Here is a 17,103-nt window from a genome sequence, read left to right on the forward strand (position 1 = left end):
GCTATCCCTACTTTTCAATTTTTAAATGTGTATGTTTTTTATTTGCTTTCGCTAATCCAAGTGTAATTGGTAAACCAAGGATTAAGAAAACAAGGACATCTGCAATCGTTGCACCAAGTACTTGAATAATAATTTTATCTAAAGGCTCTCCCATCACGATAATATCGAAAGCGCCGGCAAATATAATTCCAATAACAATCCCAAGTAAACCTGTTACAGCAAAATATGAAATATCTCGATTACCGAATGTTCCATTTTCCACACTGAAACTTGCTCGTTTTTGTACAAGTCCCATCGTAAATCCAATAATGCCTGAGCTAAGTACCCATCCCCACCATATTCCCCATCCAGCGATAGTATCTGTCACTGTATGACCGATAAGACCAATCAAAAGTCCTGCAAATGGTCCGAAAATCGCACCAAAAATTGTTAATATGGCCAGAGCTGGTTTTATAAATGTATTTGGGGCAATTGAAAGTCCCCATAGACCTAATACCCCATATATTGCAGAACCAATTCCAATTGCTACGACTAATTTTGTAGATAATTTGTTCATATGAATTCCCCCTCATTCTAGTTAGCTTATATTAGTCCTATATGTAAAAGAAAATGGAATTATTCATCTTCACTTCCTTTCTCCCCAATAAAAAATGACCTCTTATAGAAGAGGTCATTTGCGTATGGATATATGATCCTCTTATCTTTCAAAAGACAATATGTCTTTTGTGGAATTAGCACCTTCCTATTTCTATGAATAAATAGGGGTTGCTGAGGTTTCATAGGGCCGTTCCCTCCACCTCTCTGGATAAGTATTCGTTTGTAATTTGTATTATTGCACTAACGTGAATTAATTTCAATATTATTCTCACTATTTTTATTTTTATATAAAATGACAAATAAATCATTGTATTCTTATCGGAATTATGGAATAATTAATAACAAAACAGGTTAACAGGGGGAATGAGACATGAAAGTAATTGGGTTAATTGGTGGATTAAGCTGGGAATCAACATCTCTTTATTATAAACATATTAATACACTAACTTTATCTCAGTATAATCATAATGCAAAGCTTGTTCTATATAGCATGGATTTTGGCGAAGTGACGAATTTACTACAAAATCAACAATATGAAGAAGTGCAAAACCAACTCGTTCAAGTAGCTAAAAAAGTAGAACACTCCGGTGCAGATTGTATACTTATGTGTTCAAATACAGTACACCAATTTGCGGAAGAAGTAGAAAAAGCAATCTCTATCCCACTTCTTCATATTGGCGATGTAAGCGCTGAAGAAATTGTTGAACATGATGTGAAGCGGATTGGTTTGCTTGGAACAAAACAAACAATGGAACAAGATTTTTATAAAACGAGACTAGCTAATTATGGTATTGAAACAATTATTCCCAAAGAAGATGAACGAAATTTCATTCATCATGTCATTCTCCAAGAGTTAAGTAAAGGTATTATTTTAAAGCAATCCAAAGACCGTTTCTTACAAATTGTTCAAAATCTCATTAAAAACGGGGCAGAAGGAATTTTATTAGGATGCACAGAAATACCGTTACTCATTTCACAACAAGATCTTTCTATCCCTGTATTTGATACTGCTTTTTTACATGCCAAAATTGCAGTGCAATTCGCTGGCTAATCAAGAAAAGAAGCTATCTTACAAGATAATAAGATAGCTTCTTTTCTTTGCTGCTACTCTATATGAAATGGAAATTAATCTCTATTACCAAGACCCTGTTATAGATGGCATAGCTGAATGAGAAGTACCCTGCTCACTTTGAAACATAGGTAAATAAATAGTAACGGATGTTCCTACTCCTACCTCACTCATGATACTAATTCTTCCTTGATGACTTTCAATGATTTTATAACTGAGCATGAGTCCAATGCCAGTTCCTTTTTCCTTTGTACTATAAAAAGGTTCACCAAGCCTTTTTATTCTTTCTTCAGGAATTCCTACGCCCTCATCAACTATATTAATAATAACCTCTTCACGTTCTAATTTTTTCACAGAAATAGAGATTTGCCCTCCATCTGGCATTGCTTCAATTGAGTTTTGTAAAATATTAATAAAAACTTGTTTTAATTGATTTTCACAGCAATCAATTATTAATTCTTTTGATTCTATATGGAGATTAATTTGAATATTTGTCATGATTGCCTTTGTATTAATTAATGAAACGACATTTCTTAATATCAAACAAATATTTTTCTTTTCAGTTGGAATGACATCAGTCTTTGCGATTGATAAAAACTCATGAAGGATAGATTCAATTCGCTCAATTTCTGACAGCATAAGATCGAAGTATTTATCCTGATCTTCTTGATTAATTTGAAATAGTTGAATAAATCCTTTAATCACTGTCAGTGGATTTCGAACTTCATGAGCTACCCCAGCAGCTAACTGTCCAATTGCTGCAAGTGTATCTGATTTATTCAATAACTCTTCAGTCTTTTTCCGCTCAGTAATATCTCGAACAATTATCATAATCTTATCTTGTAAAAGTGGTAAACACCTAGCTTCAAAGAAACTAATACTTCCTTTAAGCGTTAACGGATATTCAACAATAACTGTAGATTCTTTTTGCCTTACTTGGTGAATCGCTCCTCGAAATTGCTGTGCTACAGGTGATGGTAAGACTTCATAAAACTTTTTCCCCATAAACGATTCTGCAGGTACGTAAAACTTAGCTGGTGAACCAGCTTTATAATCTATAATTGTTCCATCAGCTTCGGTTAAAAAACACAAATCAGGTAATGCTTTAAAAATAAGCTCTAGCTCAGATGTTTGTTGCTTTAATTGTTCTTCAATTCCTTTTCGATGCGTAATATCAACTCCAACTGCCCAGTAACTATAACCAGGTACTGGAAAATGTTCTGAGATGTTTGACCACATGATTGTCTTTATTTCTCCATTTTTGCATGTTAAATTCATTTCCCAATCTCGAAAACTTTTTCCACGCATCGAAAATTTCTTTTGAATGTGTCTGCGATAACTTTCATCAGGATATAGCAATTCAAGTGCTTTTGGATTTTCAATGATTTCTTCTGCAGCATAACCTGTTACAAGCTCACATTCTCGGTTCCATAATATAAAATTCCCATCTTTATCAAGAGCATCAACCATAATGGGCATATTTTGCAAGATTGTATGTAACTGTTCTTCTTTTTTAGAAAGTAAATGTATGTTTTTTGTTTGATTTTGAAGTTTATTCATTGCATTATCTACAATGAGATTTGAAAGCATTTCGAAGTATTTTTGACAAGTACGGATATCTTTTTTTATTGAACAAGCAACAAATGACCCAAGATGTTGCTCATGTAAAAAAAACGGAATTTCAATCTTTATAAGTTCTATATGTTCTTCTCGATTCATACCAAATGAAAAAATACATTCCATATTTTGATCAAGAAGTTGATGTGAAATGTTTGTTAATTTATAAAATTGTTCTGCCATGGTTTCTATTGTGTTCACGTCAATGAGTTCCAATAGCCGAGCATTCATTCTCTTTCCACCTCTATATGTAAAATTAATACCATTTTTTATTCACGCTTCTTCATTATACGAATAATGTTCTCGTAGGTATATAGCAAGAGCATAATTATTCAAATAAATTTTATTTTTCAATAAAAAACATTCCCAACGTTCTATAATTCTCTTTATATCAATGTATTGAAATTTAAATATTCACAAAATATTCATAAATATATTGAAAAACATATACATTTTTTCCAATATATTCTATAAAATAAAAAGTAATAAGGCTTCTATGAATCTCATAGAATACCTTACCCCTAATAAAAATAAAAAAGAATCCAACAAGGATTCTTTTTTATTTTTTGACCATGACATATTGATAAAGAGCATGTGCCACTCCATGTTCTTCATTCGTCAGTGTTTCATAATCACAAATCTGCTTCATTTCGTCTACTGCATTTCCCATTGCGATAGATATATTTGCCTTTTTCATCATAGAAATATCATTTAGACCATCACCTATTGCAACAGTATTTTCTACTGGAATATTAAGATATTCCGCTAAGGTATATAAACCATTACCCTTTTGAGCGTCACAATGATTAATCTCTACATTATGCCAATATGAAGCAGTAATTGCTAGCTCAGTATGATGTTGAAAGTGCATTTTTAACTTTGTTAATTTCTCAATATCATAGGAAAATGGTAAAAGTTTATGCACATAAATCTCTCCTTCTAATATTGATTTACAACTTTCTATTATATGAAACGCTGTATGCTCAAGGTACAACGCTGCAATAGTTTCAAGCTCTTCTTGATCAATATCTTTATTTGACCTTTTTATCCATTCTATTTCATGATTCACACTTTCTTCACCGTATGCCGGAACGTATACTCCCCTGTCTGTATACAGTTGATAATACATACGATTTTGTTCAAGATACTCGACAATTTCGAGTGCCTTTGTATTTTGAATTGGGTATCGCTTCATCATTTGTTGATCTGTATAAATAAGAGCACCGTTTTCTGCGATAATAGGACATTGTAAATTAGCTTCTAGTAGCAAATGTTCAATATCTACGATAGAACGTCCTGTACAAATCACCACTACATGTCCCTGCTCCTGACATTTCCGAATTGCTTCTGCATTTTCTTTACTAATTATTTTATTTCCTGAAAGAAGAGTTCCATCTAAGTCAATTGCGATTAGTTTCATTGTTTCGTCACCACTTTCTATAAATAAACATACTCGGATAAAGTTTTACTTATTGTGATTTTACAGACAGTTGATTCCTCCACTTGCTTTCACTATAATTTAAGGTGGAAGATTTTCTGTTCGTAAATAGCGGAATAAATATACAAACTAGGTATCGTTTCCATATTTACTTTGCCAAGCACAACTTAGTTATAATTTATGAAAAGCGTTTCAGGTCAAGGAATATTTTTTAAGTCGTTTAAAAAGTTTATAGAGAACAGTAAGATAAATATAAAAAGCAAGTAAAAATCCCTACTTAAACAGGAATTTTCACTTGCTTTTAAATATGCTTATTTCATTAAAAGAATAGGCAGTTGTTTTAACGTTTGTTCATTCTCTAATATACAGTTTTCTAGATGAAAGGATGGAGAAAGCACCAGTCTTTTAAAATTGCTAATAAACGTAGTTAATGCAATTTCAGCTTCTAAACGAGCAAGTGGCGCACCTAAACAAAAGTGTGGCCCTTTCCCAAACGTTAAATGTTTTTCATTTCCAGGTCGGTGTAAATCAAAGCGATCTGCTTGCAGGAATTTATTTTCATCTAAATTGGCAGCACTGATCCATGTAACAATCATTTGTCCTTTTTTCATTTTTGGTCCAAATATTGTTGTATCTTCCGTTATAGTACGAGCTAACGTGACAGGGAAACGATAGCGTAGTACCTCTTCTATCGCTTGAGGAATCAGCCCTAAATTGTTACTTAACTCATTGTATACATGGGGTGCATCTACTAAAAAGCAATAAAAGCTATTAATAATGAGGTTTGTAGTCGTTTCATTCCCTGCGGCTAAAAGTCCTAATGCAAATGTAACAATTTCATCGTCAGTCAACCTTTCTCCCTCATACTCTGCTCTGATTAAGTCTGAAATAATATCTTCTTTCAAATGGTATCTTTTTTCCTGAACAATCGGCAAAAGATAGGCTTTAAAATCATGTAAAGCAACTTCTTTCTGTGTATCTAAATCGCTAAATTGTTCTTTGCTATATGGCATGAACAAAATATCTGACCACATCTTAATTTTTTTCCTGTCTGTTGTTGGAACACCTAATAAATCAGAAATAACGGTTACAGGTAGAGGTGCAGCAAACTGCTCTACAATATCAATTTCATTATAATTATTCATATCTTGCACCAGTTCATTTGCAATTGCTTGTATTCGTGGTTTCCAATGCTGAAGACTTCTTGGGGTAAATGCTTTTGAAACAATTGAGCGGACATTTCGATGCTCTGGAGGATCAGAAGAATTTAAATTCACTCTTGTTTCTAAAGGTGGGACAGAAAATTGACGACGATCTCTTCTACTTGAAAATAAGCGATAATCAGATAAAACACGATTCACATCATCATATAAAAAGACGTTCCATACATCTTGCTCTGGATCATAGTAGACTGGATGATTTTCCCTCATATGTTTATACCACTCATAAGGATTCCATAGCTCTTCTTTTGTTTTGAGCTTTGAAATTTCATGAACCAAAATCACATTTTCAGGCGAATTCATAGTACTTTCCTCCCTTTTCTTTTAAAATAAAAAATAATAGGTAGTCAGTGCAAAGGTGTATAGGCTAACATATGTTATTTTAACATATGTTAAAGAAATATTTATGGATATAAACTTGAGAAAAAATTAGGAGGATACATATGTATGTTGATATTTTGCTACTCGCAGAATTAACTTCTGGACCAAAGTATGGTTATGAAATAAAGAAAAATATTCAAAATCGTCTTGGAGAAAATTTTGAATTGAATCATAACATGCTCTACCCTGCTCTTCGTCGTTTTGAAGATATGGGAGCAATTACAAAAGAGATTCATCAACAAATAGGCAAACCAAACCGTAACATTTACAAATTAACTCCTACAGGTGAAGAAATCTTTTACGAAATGATGCGAGAGTTTCCAGAGAAACTAGCTGCTAATGAGGCTGAATTTCTTGTACGTGTTGCACTATTTGAGAAACTGGATTACGAAGCTCGTAAAGAGGTTTTAACGACTCGTCAAAATGTGTTACATACACAATTAACCTCTATTCAATCTTTAGCTGAAACATCACTTTTTATTTCTGAGGTCGTAAAGCATAGAAAATCATGTATTGAACATGAGTTAGCTTGGATTACATCTCTTATGAAAAAAATATAAAAAATAACAAAAAAAGAAAAAAACTATGAATGAAAATGAGATTTATTATCAATACTATAATTAATAAAAGGGCAACCAGATGCGGTTACCCTTTCTCGTTTAAGCTTCCGGAATGAATGTTTTGCAATCAGTTTCTTCCGTTTTCGATGCTTTGTTACCTTTATGACTCACTACATAAATTGCATCTGCATTACATTTGTTTCCGTTACCCCAATATTTACAGTTGTTTACTTCACATAAAACATCTTGTGCCATAAGTATCACACCTCCTTATTCTTTTATCATTAACAAATTTGTGAGGTATGATACCATTTGGTGATCCGTTTTTTACTTTTGACGTACTTTTTTGCTTAGGGCAATCTTTCTTAAAGCTCCTATATCTCCACTTACAATCACATGAATATTGTTAGAAATAGTCTGAATGTCCAAGTCCCACCACTTCATCTCTAACAATTCACTTATTACATCATTTGAAAATCGCTTTTTTATCTCAATAGCAGGATTACCACCAGCAATTGTATATGGTGGAACGTCTTTTGTTATAACAGCTTTAGCAGCAATAATTGCTCCGTCCCCTATCTTAACTCCAGGCATAATCGTCGCATCCATTCCAATCCATACATCATTTCCGATTACCGTATCTCCTTTAAACGGTAAATCAGAAAGCGTAGGTGTGAATTTCTCCCAGCCATGACCGAAAATATTAAATGGATAAGCTGAAAACCCATCCATTCTATGGTTTGCGCCATTCATAATAAATGTAACTCCAGGTGCTATGCAACAGAATTTTCCCATAACCAATCGATCTCCAAAAAATTCATAGTGGTATAGCACTTGATCTTCGAATGTTTCTTCATTTTTCGAATCATAATAAGAATAATCTCCAACAATAATATTTGGTTTGGTTATTGTATTTTTAATAAAATGAACACTCTTGTTTCCTTCGATAGGATACTTCACATTCGGATTAGGATTCATGCTGGACAGCACCACCTTCATTTGAAGTTTCTACTATTGGTTTCAAATTGTATATTGGCAAAATAAATAAGGAACCAATAATAAATAATAATGCTGTTCCTTCATACATTGTACTAAGTGAAAATACTTCTTTTAATGAACCGGCAATACTCATCGTTAATACCATCGAACCCGTAAATAAAGGGCTCAAAATCCCATTTACGCGTCCAATAAAGTCTGTATCCGAATTTTGAATAATGAGTGTGTTTATCCCGATTTGGATACAAGGAAGAGCGAGACCACTGAAAAACTGAGCGATAAGTGTGATCCATAAATTTGTCGAAAATCCAATGATACCAATACCAATTGCCTGTGCAACCATCCCTAAAATTAACATCTTTTGCGGAGCGATATTTTTCGCAAATACCATTGCTAAAGCTCCACCAATAATCATCCCAGCACCATTTACAGTTAATAGCCATTGTAAGCTTTCTTTTGATAGACCTAATTGCTCTGTCACGATAAAAATACCTAGTGGCTGAATGAGACCAATTCCTAATCCTGCTGCCATAAAACAAATACCAAGTAATGTTAATGCTTTCTTTGCTTTTACATATTTAATTCCATCCACCATTTCTTGCAGTATGCTCACTTTTTTCTTTTCTTCCTGTTCTTCAGCATCTTTTGGCAGAAATAACAAAACTAACGCCGCAAGTAAAAAAGCAATACCTGTCACAATAATAGAAGTGTAAATTCCGAAGGCTTGAAATATAAATGTTCCAAGTATAGGACCTAATACCATAAAAATTGCAAAAATGGTTTGATATAAAGACATCGCCAATTGTACTTCTTCTGTAGATAGATGTTGTTTAAATAATTTCATACCTGAAGGCTGTGAAAACTGCGAAAGAATTGCAGAGATAAGCGTAACAAAAAACACAACTTTCCATGTACCAAACATAAGTGCGAAAAGTACTGCAAATACAGATAATGAACTTAAAGTTTCGCACCAAATCATCGTTCTTTTTGGTTTCCACCTATCCGCGAATGTGCCTCCTATAAATGAAAAAATAAAAATTGGGGCAAATTCCGCAACTGAAATCATAGAAATGGCAAACGCATCGCCATTTGTCATTTCCATTACAAAAAGCAGTACCGCAAAGTTTCGGATCCAAATCCCTACCTGGAGAAATAATGCCGAAGCAATAATTGCTTGCACAAATCGATTTTTTAATACTACAGACATATTACTCTTTTGTTTCACTTCTACATTCATTGACATAAAAAAGCCCCCTATTCCGCATTCTAAATAGGAGGCAGCACAATCATATCATAAAAGACAGGTCTATTCGCAGTGCGAAAATACATCCCTTTTACATATAAAAATGTACATACTAATCCTATTCAGAAGAATATTTCGTTCTATAACGAAGATTTCTTAAAAAATAGAATTAGTTGATCATTGGGATGTCTTCACCCTTCCGTTTCAATTTAAAATCACACATACATACTCTATGTAAACCACCAAACATGTATGCGTGTCTCAATTTATTTATTCTAGAAAGACAATGGTAATTCCTCTAAAGAACGCATTAAATAATTACCTTGCCACTTCACTTTTTCACGCTCACCTTTTATTTGTATGTTCGGCATATGGGTTAGCAATGTGGAAATTGCAATTTTTGCTTCTAGCCGGGCAAGTGGTGCTCCTAAACAAAAATGACTCCCCAGTCCAAAAGCAATGTGCCTGTTATTTTTCCTTGTAATATCAAAAACCTCTGGATTTATAAAAACATTCTCATCGCGATTCGCTGAAGCTAATGAAATAGTCACCATATCCCCTTTTTGAATTTCTTGACCATGTATCATAAAAGGTTCAGCTGCCCAGCGTGCTGTCGTAACTTCAACAGGGGAATAATAACGTAATCCTTCTTCAATCGCCGAATCAATAAGCTCTGGTTGTTCTTCTAATAACTGTAGTTGACTTGGATTCTCCAGTAAAGCCAAAACTGTATTGGTAATTAGATTCACAGTCGTTTCATGCCCAGCTACAATTAGTAACATAATCATTGAATAAAGTTCTCGGGCACTTAACTTACTACCTTCACTTTCAGCTTGGATTAATGCACTAACCAAATCTTCTTTTGGATTTTTCCGCTTTATATCAACCAAGTATTGGAGATATGTAATGAATTCTGCTAGTTTCATTTCAGTTTCCTTTATTTCTTCAGGGGTTTCGGGTGAATCAATTACCGCATGAGACCACAATCTAAATTTTTCTTGATCCTCTTTTGGAATCCCTAGCATTTCACTGATTACATTGATTGGCAATGGAAATGCATAGTCATTAACAAGGTTTAAAGAGCGTTTCTGTTCGGCATGATCTAATAAAGTATCCGCAATATGCTGAATACGTTCATCTAATTGTGAAATCATCTTAGGAGTAAATGCTTTCTGAACTAATGAGCGTAATCGATTATGATCAGGCGGATCCGAATTTAACATATGAGTCGTTAAATAATCTCCATTGTCTACAGAAAGAAATGGATTAACCTCTACTTTTTCAAATACATTTTCAGGGTTTTTCTTTAAACGAGAATCTTTTAAAAACGCTAATGCATCTTCATATCTTGTAATGAGCCATTCTGTCCCAAGTTCACTCTGATTTACGAACAAAATAGGTTGTGATTTACGTGATTCCTTATAAATCTCATAAGCATCTTCTTTAAACTCTGCAGAAGCTAAATAAATACCATTTTCTATTTTGTAGCCCACCATGTTTTTGAAAGACATCGTACTCCCTCGCTCTCTTCTATTTGTGAAACTCACTCCAACATATGAATTATAACTTATAAAAAGAGGGAATTTTGTTAATTTTTCGTTATAAGCTTACTTTATATATTGAAAAATAATTCTTTTCAAAAAACAAGCGATAAGAAGATGAGTTCTTCTTATTGCTTGTTTTTTCACTAAGAAAAGCACATAAAATTACTAATTTGCTGGTATCGATAACTAACTTTACGGCGACGGCCACCTTGCCATGTATAGCCCGAAACTCCATTCCGTCTTACTTCCGTTGGAAAAAACCATAAATCTCTTCCAAACGGACCTGGGCGATGTAAACGTAAGTATCCCCATCTCCCTAAACAATTGCACATCCATGATTTTATATTACCGCTTTGTACAGGAGATGCGAATGTTGATGGTACGGCAGGCGCTTGTGATGGAGGGGGTCCCGTTGGAGCATCCTCAGCATCATCTGGTCGATATTCTTCAAGTTCGACATCTCTCATTTCATCAGATGCTTCATAGCTAGGAATTTGTGGGTTATAATATGCTGTTTGATTATAATCTGCATACGGAAAATACGTTGGTTGATTATACATAGAAAAAATCACCTCTTATGATTTATTACTCTATCCATTCATATGTTGTATCGCTTTTATATGAAGCTTATTTATATAGCCCAAAATAGAAGTTGAGGGATTCTGTATTGAAATTACTGTAAAACAATAAAAGGGGTCTCATTTCTTTCTCTGAACAAAAAGCCCAATTTCTCAACTTTAATGCTGAGAGATTGGGCTTTTTATAATGGACACTGCAAAGCAATCCTTTCTTAATGGTTCCTCTTCAGCTTGACGCTATAATAGCGCATCGCTTTCAAAGTACCTTCCATTTTAAATACACCTTGCCCAATTAACGTACGCAAGCGATATTCAAGAAAAACATCTCCAACTGACTGTTCCAAATTCCCAAGAACTTCACCAATTAGTCTTGGAGCCTTATAAAAGTCTCCTTCTATTCTTTCTTTCTCCAAATTCTTTGCACATTCAATGATGAAAGAATCGAAATAATCTTCTTGTACAGATTGGACTTGGTTTTCATTCCAAATTCGTAATAAATCCGTAGTCTCAGAGAGTAATTCCCATTCTCGCTCAAGAGTTTTCCGTGCCTCATTAGTCAGTAATGTATCTTTACCGTACTTTTCATAAATATCTGCTAGTTTCTCTGGAGATAACTCCCCTGTCGCGCGTATATCATAACCTTCTGGGAACAGTTCTCTATATGTTTCAGATGTGTTAATTACACGAATATTGTCTCGATCTTGTAAATGTGCAAGTACAAAACAAAGCCCCACATGTTCATGTGCATTATTAGCTTTCCAAATTGTGATTGGTATATCTTGAGGAATAGACTGTAATTCCTCCATCGATTGTCTAAATGTTGATAAATATTCTTCTTCAAAATAAAGATCATAAGAGTTTAAATTTCTAGATAGCCATTGCTGACGAGCTACTTGTCCAGCTTCTAACTCCAATTGATGAATTGGACCGATAGAAAATGCATCTGAGAAGAGAATAACATAGTCTTCTGTTAAATTAGCTTGTTTCAGCATGTACTTAATACACCCAGCTGGTGAGTCACCAAATGCTATATGTACATGTTTACTCTCTTTGATATGTAACCTAGGTTTTTGTGATTCAATGAGTTGTTTTGGGATTTCTGTTAAAATTGCCATTCTATCTTCACTTGGCTCTGTTTCCATTAAATCAAGTTGAATTAAGATGAGGCGGAGTAATGATTTTGCTTCATCTTCTGGCATATTATCGATTACTTTACTTAAATTATCTATCATATATTTCCCTCTATTCATTTCTAAAATAATGTAGTTTATAGCGTAACATATAATGAGACACATGCTATTCTTTTCATCTAATAATTGCCAAGAAAAATGAAAATGATAAAAAAACACATAGCGGGACAAACAACATTGTATCCATTTTAGCAAAATATGTATCTTTTTTTCTTTTAAAAATACCAAAGTAGTTGAATTCTCCAACCACTCTTAATCCAAACACAATCATACAAATCCAAGAGCCGATTTGAACAATGATATGTGGAATAAAAGAGGAAATAACATTTGCCTGTAATAACAAAAGTAACGCCGCTACACATAGTAATAGTGCAACTAATAATGTCATACCCGTTCCAGGAGAAAAAGCTTTTTCTCCTGACTCAGTTGGAATCGCTGCCTTTATTCCTCGTTTTCCACCAAATGCCCAGTAAACATGCAATAAACTAATACTTACTAAGAGACATGCTGATATAGTGATGATAATAAGCAATATTAATCCCTCCGTCAATGTGCTTCTTTTAAAGTTAAGAATATTCAACAAAACAACAATGAACAATCTATTTCTAAATTGTTCACAATATCGTCATTTGTAATATTATTTAATTTTCATTTTTTATATTCCGAAACCGTATAAAAACAATAGAATATAAAGGCATTAAGTTTACTTGTAATTAATGGGCGGATTGCTCTAATTGAAAAAGGATGTGATTCCGGTGAAAAACATAGAGAAAAGCGATTTTCTATTCAAAACTGAACGAAAAATCGCTTTTCCAATTCTTTTACATACGTTTATTTCTGGTTATTCATTTCAAATACTTGCTGTACGTCTTTATCGCCGCGCCCAGATAAATTAACAATAATACTTTGATCATTTCGTAAAGTTGCTGCTAATTTCATAGCATAGGCCACTGCATGAGAACTTTCCAATGCAGGAATAATCCCTTCCACACGAGACAATTTATGAAATGCTTCTAATGCTTCATGATCATTAATCGCTACATATTCTGCACGTCCAGTTTCTTTATAATAACTATGCTCTGGTCCAACACCTTGGTAATCCAGTCCTGCCGCAATGGAGTGCGCCTCTGCAATTTCTCCATTTTCATCTTTCATCATATAACACTTAAATCCATGGATGATACCAGGTCCTCCTGCTGTAAGAGGTGCTGCATGCAACCCTGTTTCAATCCCTTTACCACCTGGTTCAACACCTACCATTTTTACTTCTTTATCATGATAAAATGGAGCAAATAACCCAATCGCATTACTTCCTCCACCTACACAAGCAACCAAATAGTCAGGTAGACGCTGTTCTTTTTCAATGTGTTGTGCTCTTGCTTCCCTTCCAATTACAGCTTGGAAATGACGAACGATTGTTGGATATGGATGTGGTCCCAGTGCAGAACCTAATAAATAAAATGTATTTTCATAGTTTTGAGCGTAATCTTCAAGTGCTGCATCTACCGCCTCCTTAAGAGTACGTCCTCCTTCTTGAACAGCAATTACTTTCGCCCCTAATAATTCCATACGAAATACATTTAATTGTTGACGTTCTGTATCCATTCCTCCCATATAAATCGTACAATCTATTCCAAACATAGCACAAGCAGTAGCTGTAGCCACTCCGTGCTGTCCTGCCCCAGTTTCTGCAATGATACGTTTTGCTCCCATTCTCTTTGCGAGCAAAATTTGTCCTAATACATTGTTAATTTTATGGGCTCCTGTATGATTAAGGTCTTCTCTTTTAAGATAGATTTTTGCACCACCGATTTCTTCACTCAAACGATTGGCATAATACAATGGATTTGGACGCCCTACATATTCTTTAAGATAGTATTCATATTCATTTATAAACTCTGGGTCATCTTTATATTGATGAAACGCGCTCTCCAAGTGAAGTAAAGCCTCTTGGAGTTGTTCTGGCACAAAACTACCCCCAAATTCGCCAAAATATCCATTTTCCGCTTGTAATAAATTCATGTTAATTCCTCCCTTTGGTTTTTAATTGTTGTATAAGAAAAAGCGTGTGAACGCAAAAAGCCCCCTACATGCATTAAAGCATGTAGAGGGCGATATATCCGATTATACCGTGGTGCCACCTCTTTTGATTCTTTGTCACATAGACTAAGAACCCTCTCGTTTTTGGATACAGAAAAACAAATTCGATATCCTCATCCTTGTAACGGCGGAACCCGGGTCGCATACTCCTAACGTTTCAGCGTACCTCTCCTAAGTCCATTCAGTATAATCTATCGTACTGGATTGCACCATCTCCAGCTCTCTGTAACGCATCAATTACACGTACTCTTCTTAGTCAACGATTTTTATTATTTAAATTTAATTATGATATTATCGAACTATTTTTATTTTGTCAATAACAATAGAAAGAAAATTCATTCTTTTGTGATTAGTTAATCGATTTGTTCATCTTATATTTCATAGTAATTTTAAATAATTAATATATTTATTCAACAATAGTAAAAAACACAATACCCTTTCATCGTACAAAAGGGCATTGTGTTTTTAAATCTTTGTTTAGGAATATCCTCTACACATTATAACGATTTCTTCTTCGTTCCATCCTTGTTTGGCCTTGTGTTGTTTCCATTTCATGATGTTGATGCTCTGTTTGCGCTGTATGATACGTCGGTACTCTTTCTTCACGGTTTGGTTCATACGTGCGTGTTTCTTTTGCTTTAGAAGATTTTCTACCGACTTTAAACATCTTAATTTTTAATCTTGGCAGGCTCGGAATACGAATTTTAAACTTAGGCTTGAATGATTTCTTCTTTTGTTTAAATAGATTTGTTTTTTCTTGTTTTTCATTACTATTCCCACGATGTAGTGCATTTGCAAGAAACCCACCAAATAAAAAGCCTGCTACCAGCAGTAATAGATACAAACGTTCTGTAGTCAATAAGTTCATAATACGTCCGAGAACAGCTAATGATTGGGCTTGTTTCATATCCCATAATAAACCACCCCATAATGCAAGTAACCCTAAAGTAATTGCATATGTACGGAATCGGAGTATAAGTGGAATAACGGCAATACATGCAGCGATTTTAGCATTTGCTAGTAACGAACTAGCTGTTGCGTATTGATTCCAAATCGCCAGCAAAAACGTAATAAATATAGTGTAAGCAAGCCAACTACATATTCGTGAATACATTCGTTTCGCATAGTAGCTTCCAAAACTTGTGAAAAACAACAGTCCTCCTAAATACAATGACAATTCAAGAGAAATTTGTTTCATAATACCTGCAATTGGAAATAGGAAGCTGAGTACCATTAAAAGCACATCAAGTTTCTTCATAACTCTCATCCCTTTCAGTTTTCTACCTTTCTTCTATATAACAAAGCAAATTTTGTTGTTTTTAGCATATTCCTCACTTCCACCAAATTATAAATAACATTCCTAAAAATCATCTTAATCCTACTAGTACCCAAAAGTAAACAAAAAAACAAAGCTATAATTGACAATAGAGATCTAGATTTGTATAAAGAAATGACAAATCCCGCTATTTGTAAATTAGCGGGATTTTGAAATTATCTTGCTGTATATTTAATATGATTATACTTTCCCTCACAACGCAGCTACTTCACACAATATAATTTACTATTTTTCACCTATCCCTAAAGCTCCACGTGCCATTTCCATATGTGCTTCTTCCTTTGTCTGTAGTGCAAATAATCCAATCATAACTGGATAAGCAGCGCCAAGTTCAATAATATGTTCAAGCATTCTCGGCCAAACTTTCCCTCCTGCTTTTTCATATTCGTTTAATAGTACTTTCAAATTCTCCTGTCCAAAGATTGTAAGATAAAGAGTGAAATCAGTAGCTGGATCTGTCACTTTCGCTTCTGTCCAATCCAAAAGTCCTGTTACTTTGTCATTTTTATCAACTAAAATATGCGGCGGATGTAAGTCACCATGAACAAATGAAGAGTGCTTTGGCCAATACGATTCATCTGCAAGCCATGTTTGCCAACGCTCCCATAGTTCATCTGAAACACCAAGTTTTGATTTTATTTGATGCATTCTATCTATTAACAATTGCTTTGCTTCAGCAGGTTGAAGAACTTCAATTCCCTTTTTAGTAGCCTCATTATAATCAATCGAATGCAAGGCGACAAGTGACTCTGCTAAAGATCGGATAAATGTCATAGATGGTGGATCATTTTGAATATGCCACACATAATTTTGTATTTCTAAATCAATCACTGCTGCAGGGTTACCCTTTACTAATGGATAAGCAATTAATTCTGGTGTGTTGATTTTCCAATTTGGTACTGCAACAGGTACATATTTTTGAACAAGCTCAAGTATTTTCCCTTCTAATGCCCCTCTTTCAATTACATCTGGTCTTCTTGGTTTCCGGAGAACCCATGAAACACCCTTTTCATCAGTAGCAAATACAACTTGAAAGTCCATTCCTGATTCATTTAATTCAGCGCTTTCTTTATTTAATTGTAAACCATTCTTTTCTGCAATCTTTAACATTGCTTCTATACTTTTCTGTTCATTTGTATTTGTCATAGATAGACACTCCTCTGCAATTTTTCATATAATTACAAAAAACACAGACTGGGTGCCCGTGTTTTTTGTAAACGAAATGAGCTCTTAT

General features: G+C 34.2%; 16 protein-coding genes, 1 riboswitch and 1 other annotated feature. Of the genes, 2 read left to right on the forward strand and 14 right to left on the reverse strand.

Annotated elements, in window-relative coordinates; all coding sequences use genetic code 11:
* Nucleotides 1-7 precede the first annotated feature (7 nt).
* Nucleotides 8-556 carry an ECF-type riboflavin transporter substrate-binding protein gene (locus KFD70_RS05235; protein WP_336451124.1) on the reverse strand — a complete coding sequence of 183 codons (549 nt, stop codon included), beginning with the start codon at nt 554-556 and terminating at the stop codon, nt 8-10.
* A gap of 138 nt (nt 557-694) precedes the next feature.
* A riboswitch (SAM riboswitch) is annotated at nt 695-812 on the reverse strand.
* 155 nt (nt 813-967) lie between these two features.
* Between KFD70_RS05235 and KFD70_RS05240 the strand changes: the two genes are divergently transcribed.
* The gene (locus tag KFD70_RS05240; protein WP_336451125.1) at nt 968-1,648 is read left to right on the forward strand and encodes an aspartate/glutamate racemase family protein; all 681 of its coding nucleotides are present in this window, start codon (nt 968-970) and stop codon (nt 1,646-1,648) included.
* An 84-nt stretch (nt 1,649-1,732) separates the two neighbouring features.
* On the opposite strand, the gene KFD70_RS05245 is transcribed toward KFD70_RS05240, so the two are convergent.
* The 3 genes from KFD70_RS05245 to KFD70_RS05255 all read right to left on the reverse strand — a co-directional run bounded on the left by KFD70_RS05245 (nt 1,733) and on the right by KFD70_RS05255 (nt 6,244).
* On the reverse strand, nt 1,733-3,514 hold the full coding sequence (locus KFD70_RS05245) for an ATP-binding protein (RefSeq protein WP_431612977.1): 1,782 nt from the start codon (nt 3,512-3,514) through the stop codon (nt 1,733-1,735).
* 328 nt (nt 3,515-3,842) lie between these two features.
* Nucleotides 3,843-4,703 carry a Cof-type HAD-IIB family hydrolase gene (locus KFD70_RS05250; RefSeq protein WP_336451127.1) on the reverse strand — a complete coding sequence of 287 codons (861 nt, stop codon included), beginning with the start codon at nt 4,701-4,703 and terminating at the stop codon, nt 3,843-3,845.
* A gap of 329 nt (nt 4,704-5,032) precedes the next feature.
* Nucleotides 5,033-6,244: a cytochrome P450 gene (locus KFD70_RS05255; protein WP_336451128.1), complete on the reverse strand. Its 1,212-nt coding sequence runs from the start codon at nt 6,242-6,244 to the stop codon at nt 5,033-5,035.
* A 140-nt stretch (nt 6,245-6,384) separates the two neighbouring features.
* Here KFD70_RS05255 and KFD70_RS05260 point away from each other — a divergent pair, with 140 nt between their 5' ends.
* A complete protein-coding gene (locus tag KFD70_RS05260; protein ID WP_336451129.1) occupies nt 6,385-6,882 on the forward strand; it encodes a PadR family transcriptional regulator in 498 nt (165 codons plus the stop codon).
* A 99-nt stretch (nt 6,883-6,981) separates the two neighbouring features.
* On the opposite strand, the gene KFD70_RS05265 is transcribed toward KFD70_RS05260, so the two are convergent.
* From KFD70_RS05265 to KFD70_RS05310, 10 genes are all read right to left on the reverse strand, one after another.
* Nucleotides 6,982-7,137, reverse strand: a complete 156-nt coding sequence (locus tag KFD70_RS05265; protein ID WP_174099877.1) for a DUF1540 domain-containing protein — start codon at nt 7,135-7,137, stop codon at nt 6,982-6,984.
* A 72-nt stretch (nt 7,138-7,209) separates the two neighbouring features.
* Nucleotides 7,210-7,860, reverse strand: coding sequence for a Vat family streptogramin A O-acetyltransferase (locus KFD70_RS05270; protein WP_336451130.1), 651 nt, complete (start codon nt 7,858-7,860; stop codon nt 7,210-7,212).
* Complete coding sequence (locus KFD70_RS05275; RefSeq protein WP_336451131.1) at nt 7,850-9,121, reverse strand: MFS transporter; 1,272 nt, start codon at nt 9,119-9,121, stop codon at nt 7,850-7,852. The genes KFD70_RS05270 and KFD70_RS05275 overlap by 11 nt, the downstream gene beginning before the upstream one ends.
* A 275-nt stretch (nt 9,122-9,396) precedes the next feature.
* Nucleotides 9,397-10,632, reverse strand: a complete 1,236-nt coding sequence (locus KFD70_RS05280) for a cytochrome P450 family protein (protein ID WP_336451132.1) — start codon at nt 10,630-10,632, stop codon at nt 9,397-9,399.
* 176 nt (nt 10,633-10,808) lie between these two features.
* Nucleotides 10,809-11,225 (reverse strand): hypothetical protein, encoded by a 417-nt coding sequence (locus KFD70_RS05285; RefSeq protein ID WP_336451133.1) that lies wholly within the window; start codon nt 11,223-11,225, stop codon nt 10,809-10,811.
* Nucleotides 11,226-11,455: 230 nt separating this feature from the next.
* Nucleotides 11,456-12,475, reverse strand: coding sequence for a DUF1835 domain-containing protein (locus KFD70_RS05290; RefSeq protein ID WP_336451134.1), 1,020 nt, complete (start codon nt 12,473-12,475; stop codon nt 11,456-11,458).
* Between the two features lie 73 nt (nt 12,476-12,548).
* The gene (locus KFD70_RS05295) at nt 12,549-12,965 is read right to left on the reverse strand and encodes a DUF3995 domain-containing protein (protein ID WP_336451135.1); all 417 of its coding nucleotides are present in this window, start codon (nt 12,963-12,965) and stop codon (nt 12,549-12,551) included.
* 299 nt (nt 12,966-13,264) lie between these two features.
* Entirely contained in the window at nt 13,265-14,455 is a 1,191-nt protein-coding gene (gene trpB, locus KFD70_RS05300; RefSeq protein WP_336451136.1) for a tryptophan synthase subunit beta, read from the reverse strand.
* 82 nt (nt 14,456-14,537) lie between these two features.
* Nucleotides 14,538-14,802 (reverse strand) — a binding site (T-box leader).
* A gap of 221 nt (nt 14,803-15,023) precedes the next feature.
* Nucleotides 15,024-15,791, reverse strand: a complete 768-nt coding sequence (locus tag KFD70_RS05305) for a DUF3959 family protein (RefSeq protein WP_336451137.1) — start codon at nt 15,789-15,791, stop codon at nt 15,024-15,026.
* 303 nt (nt 15,792-16,094) lie between these two features.
* The gene (locus KFD70_RS05310; RefSeq protein ID WP_336451138.1) at nt 16,095-17,015 is read right to left on the reverse strand and encodes a macrolide 2'-phosphotransferase; all 921 of its coding nucleotides are present in this window, start codon (nt 17,013-17,015) and stop codon (nt 16,095-16,097) included.
* Nucleotides 17,016-17,103 lie beyond the last annotated feature (88 nt).

Source organism: Bacillus pfraonensis, from assembly GCF_050768835.1.
Classification (GTDB): domain Bacteria; phylum Bacillota; class Bacilli; order Bacillales; family Bacillaceae_G; genus Bacillus_A; species Bacillus_A pfraonensis.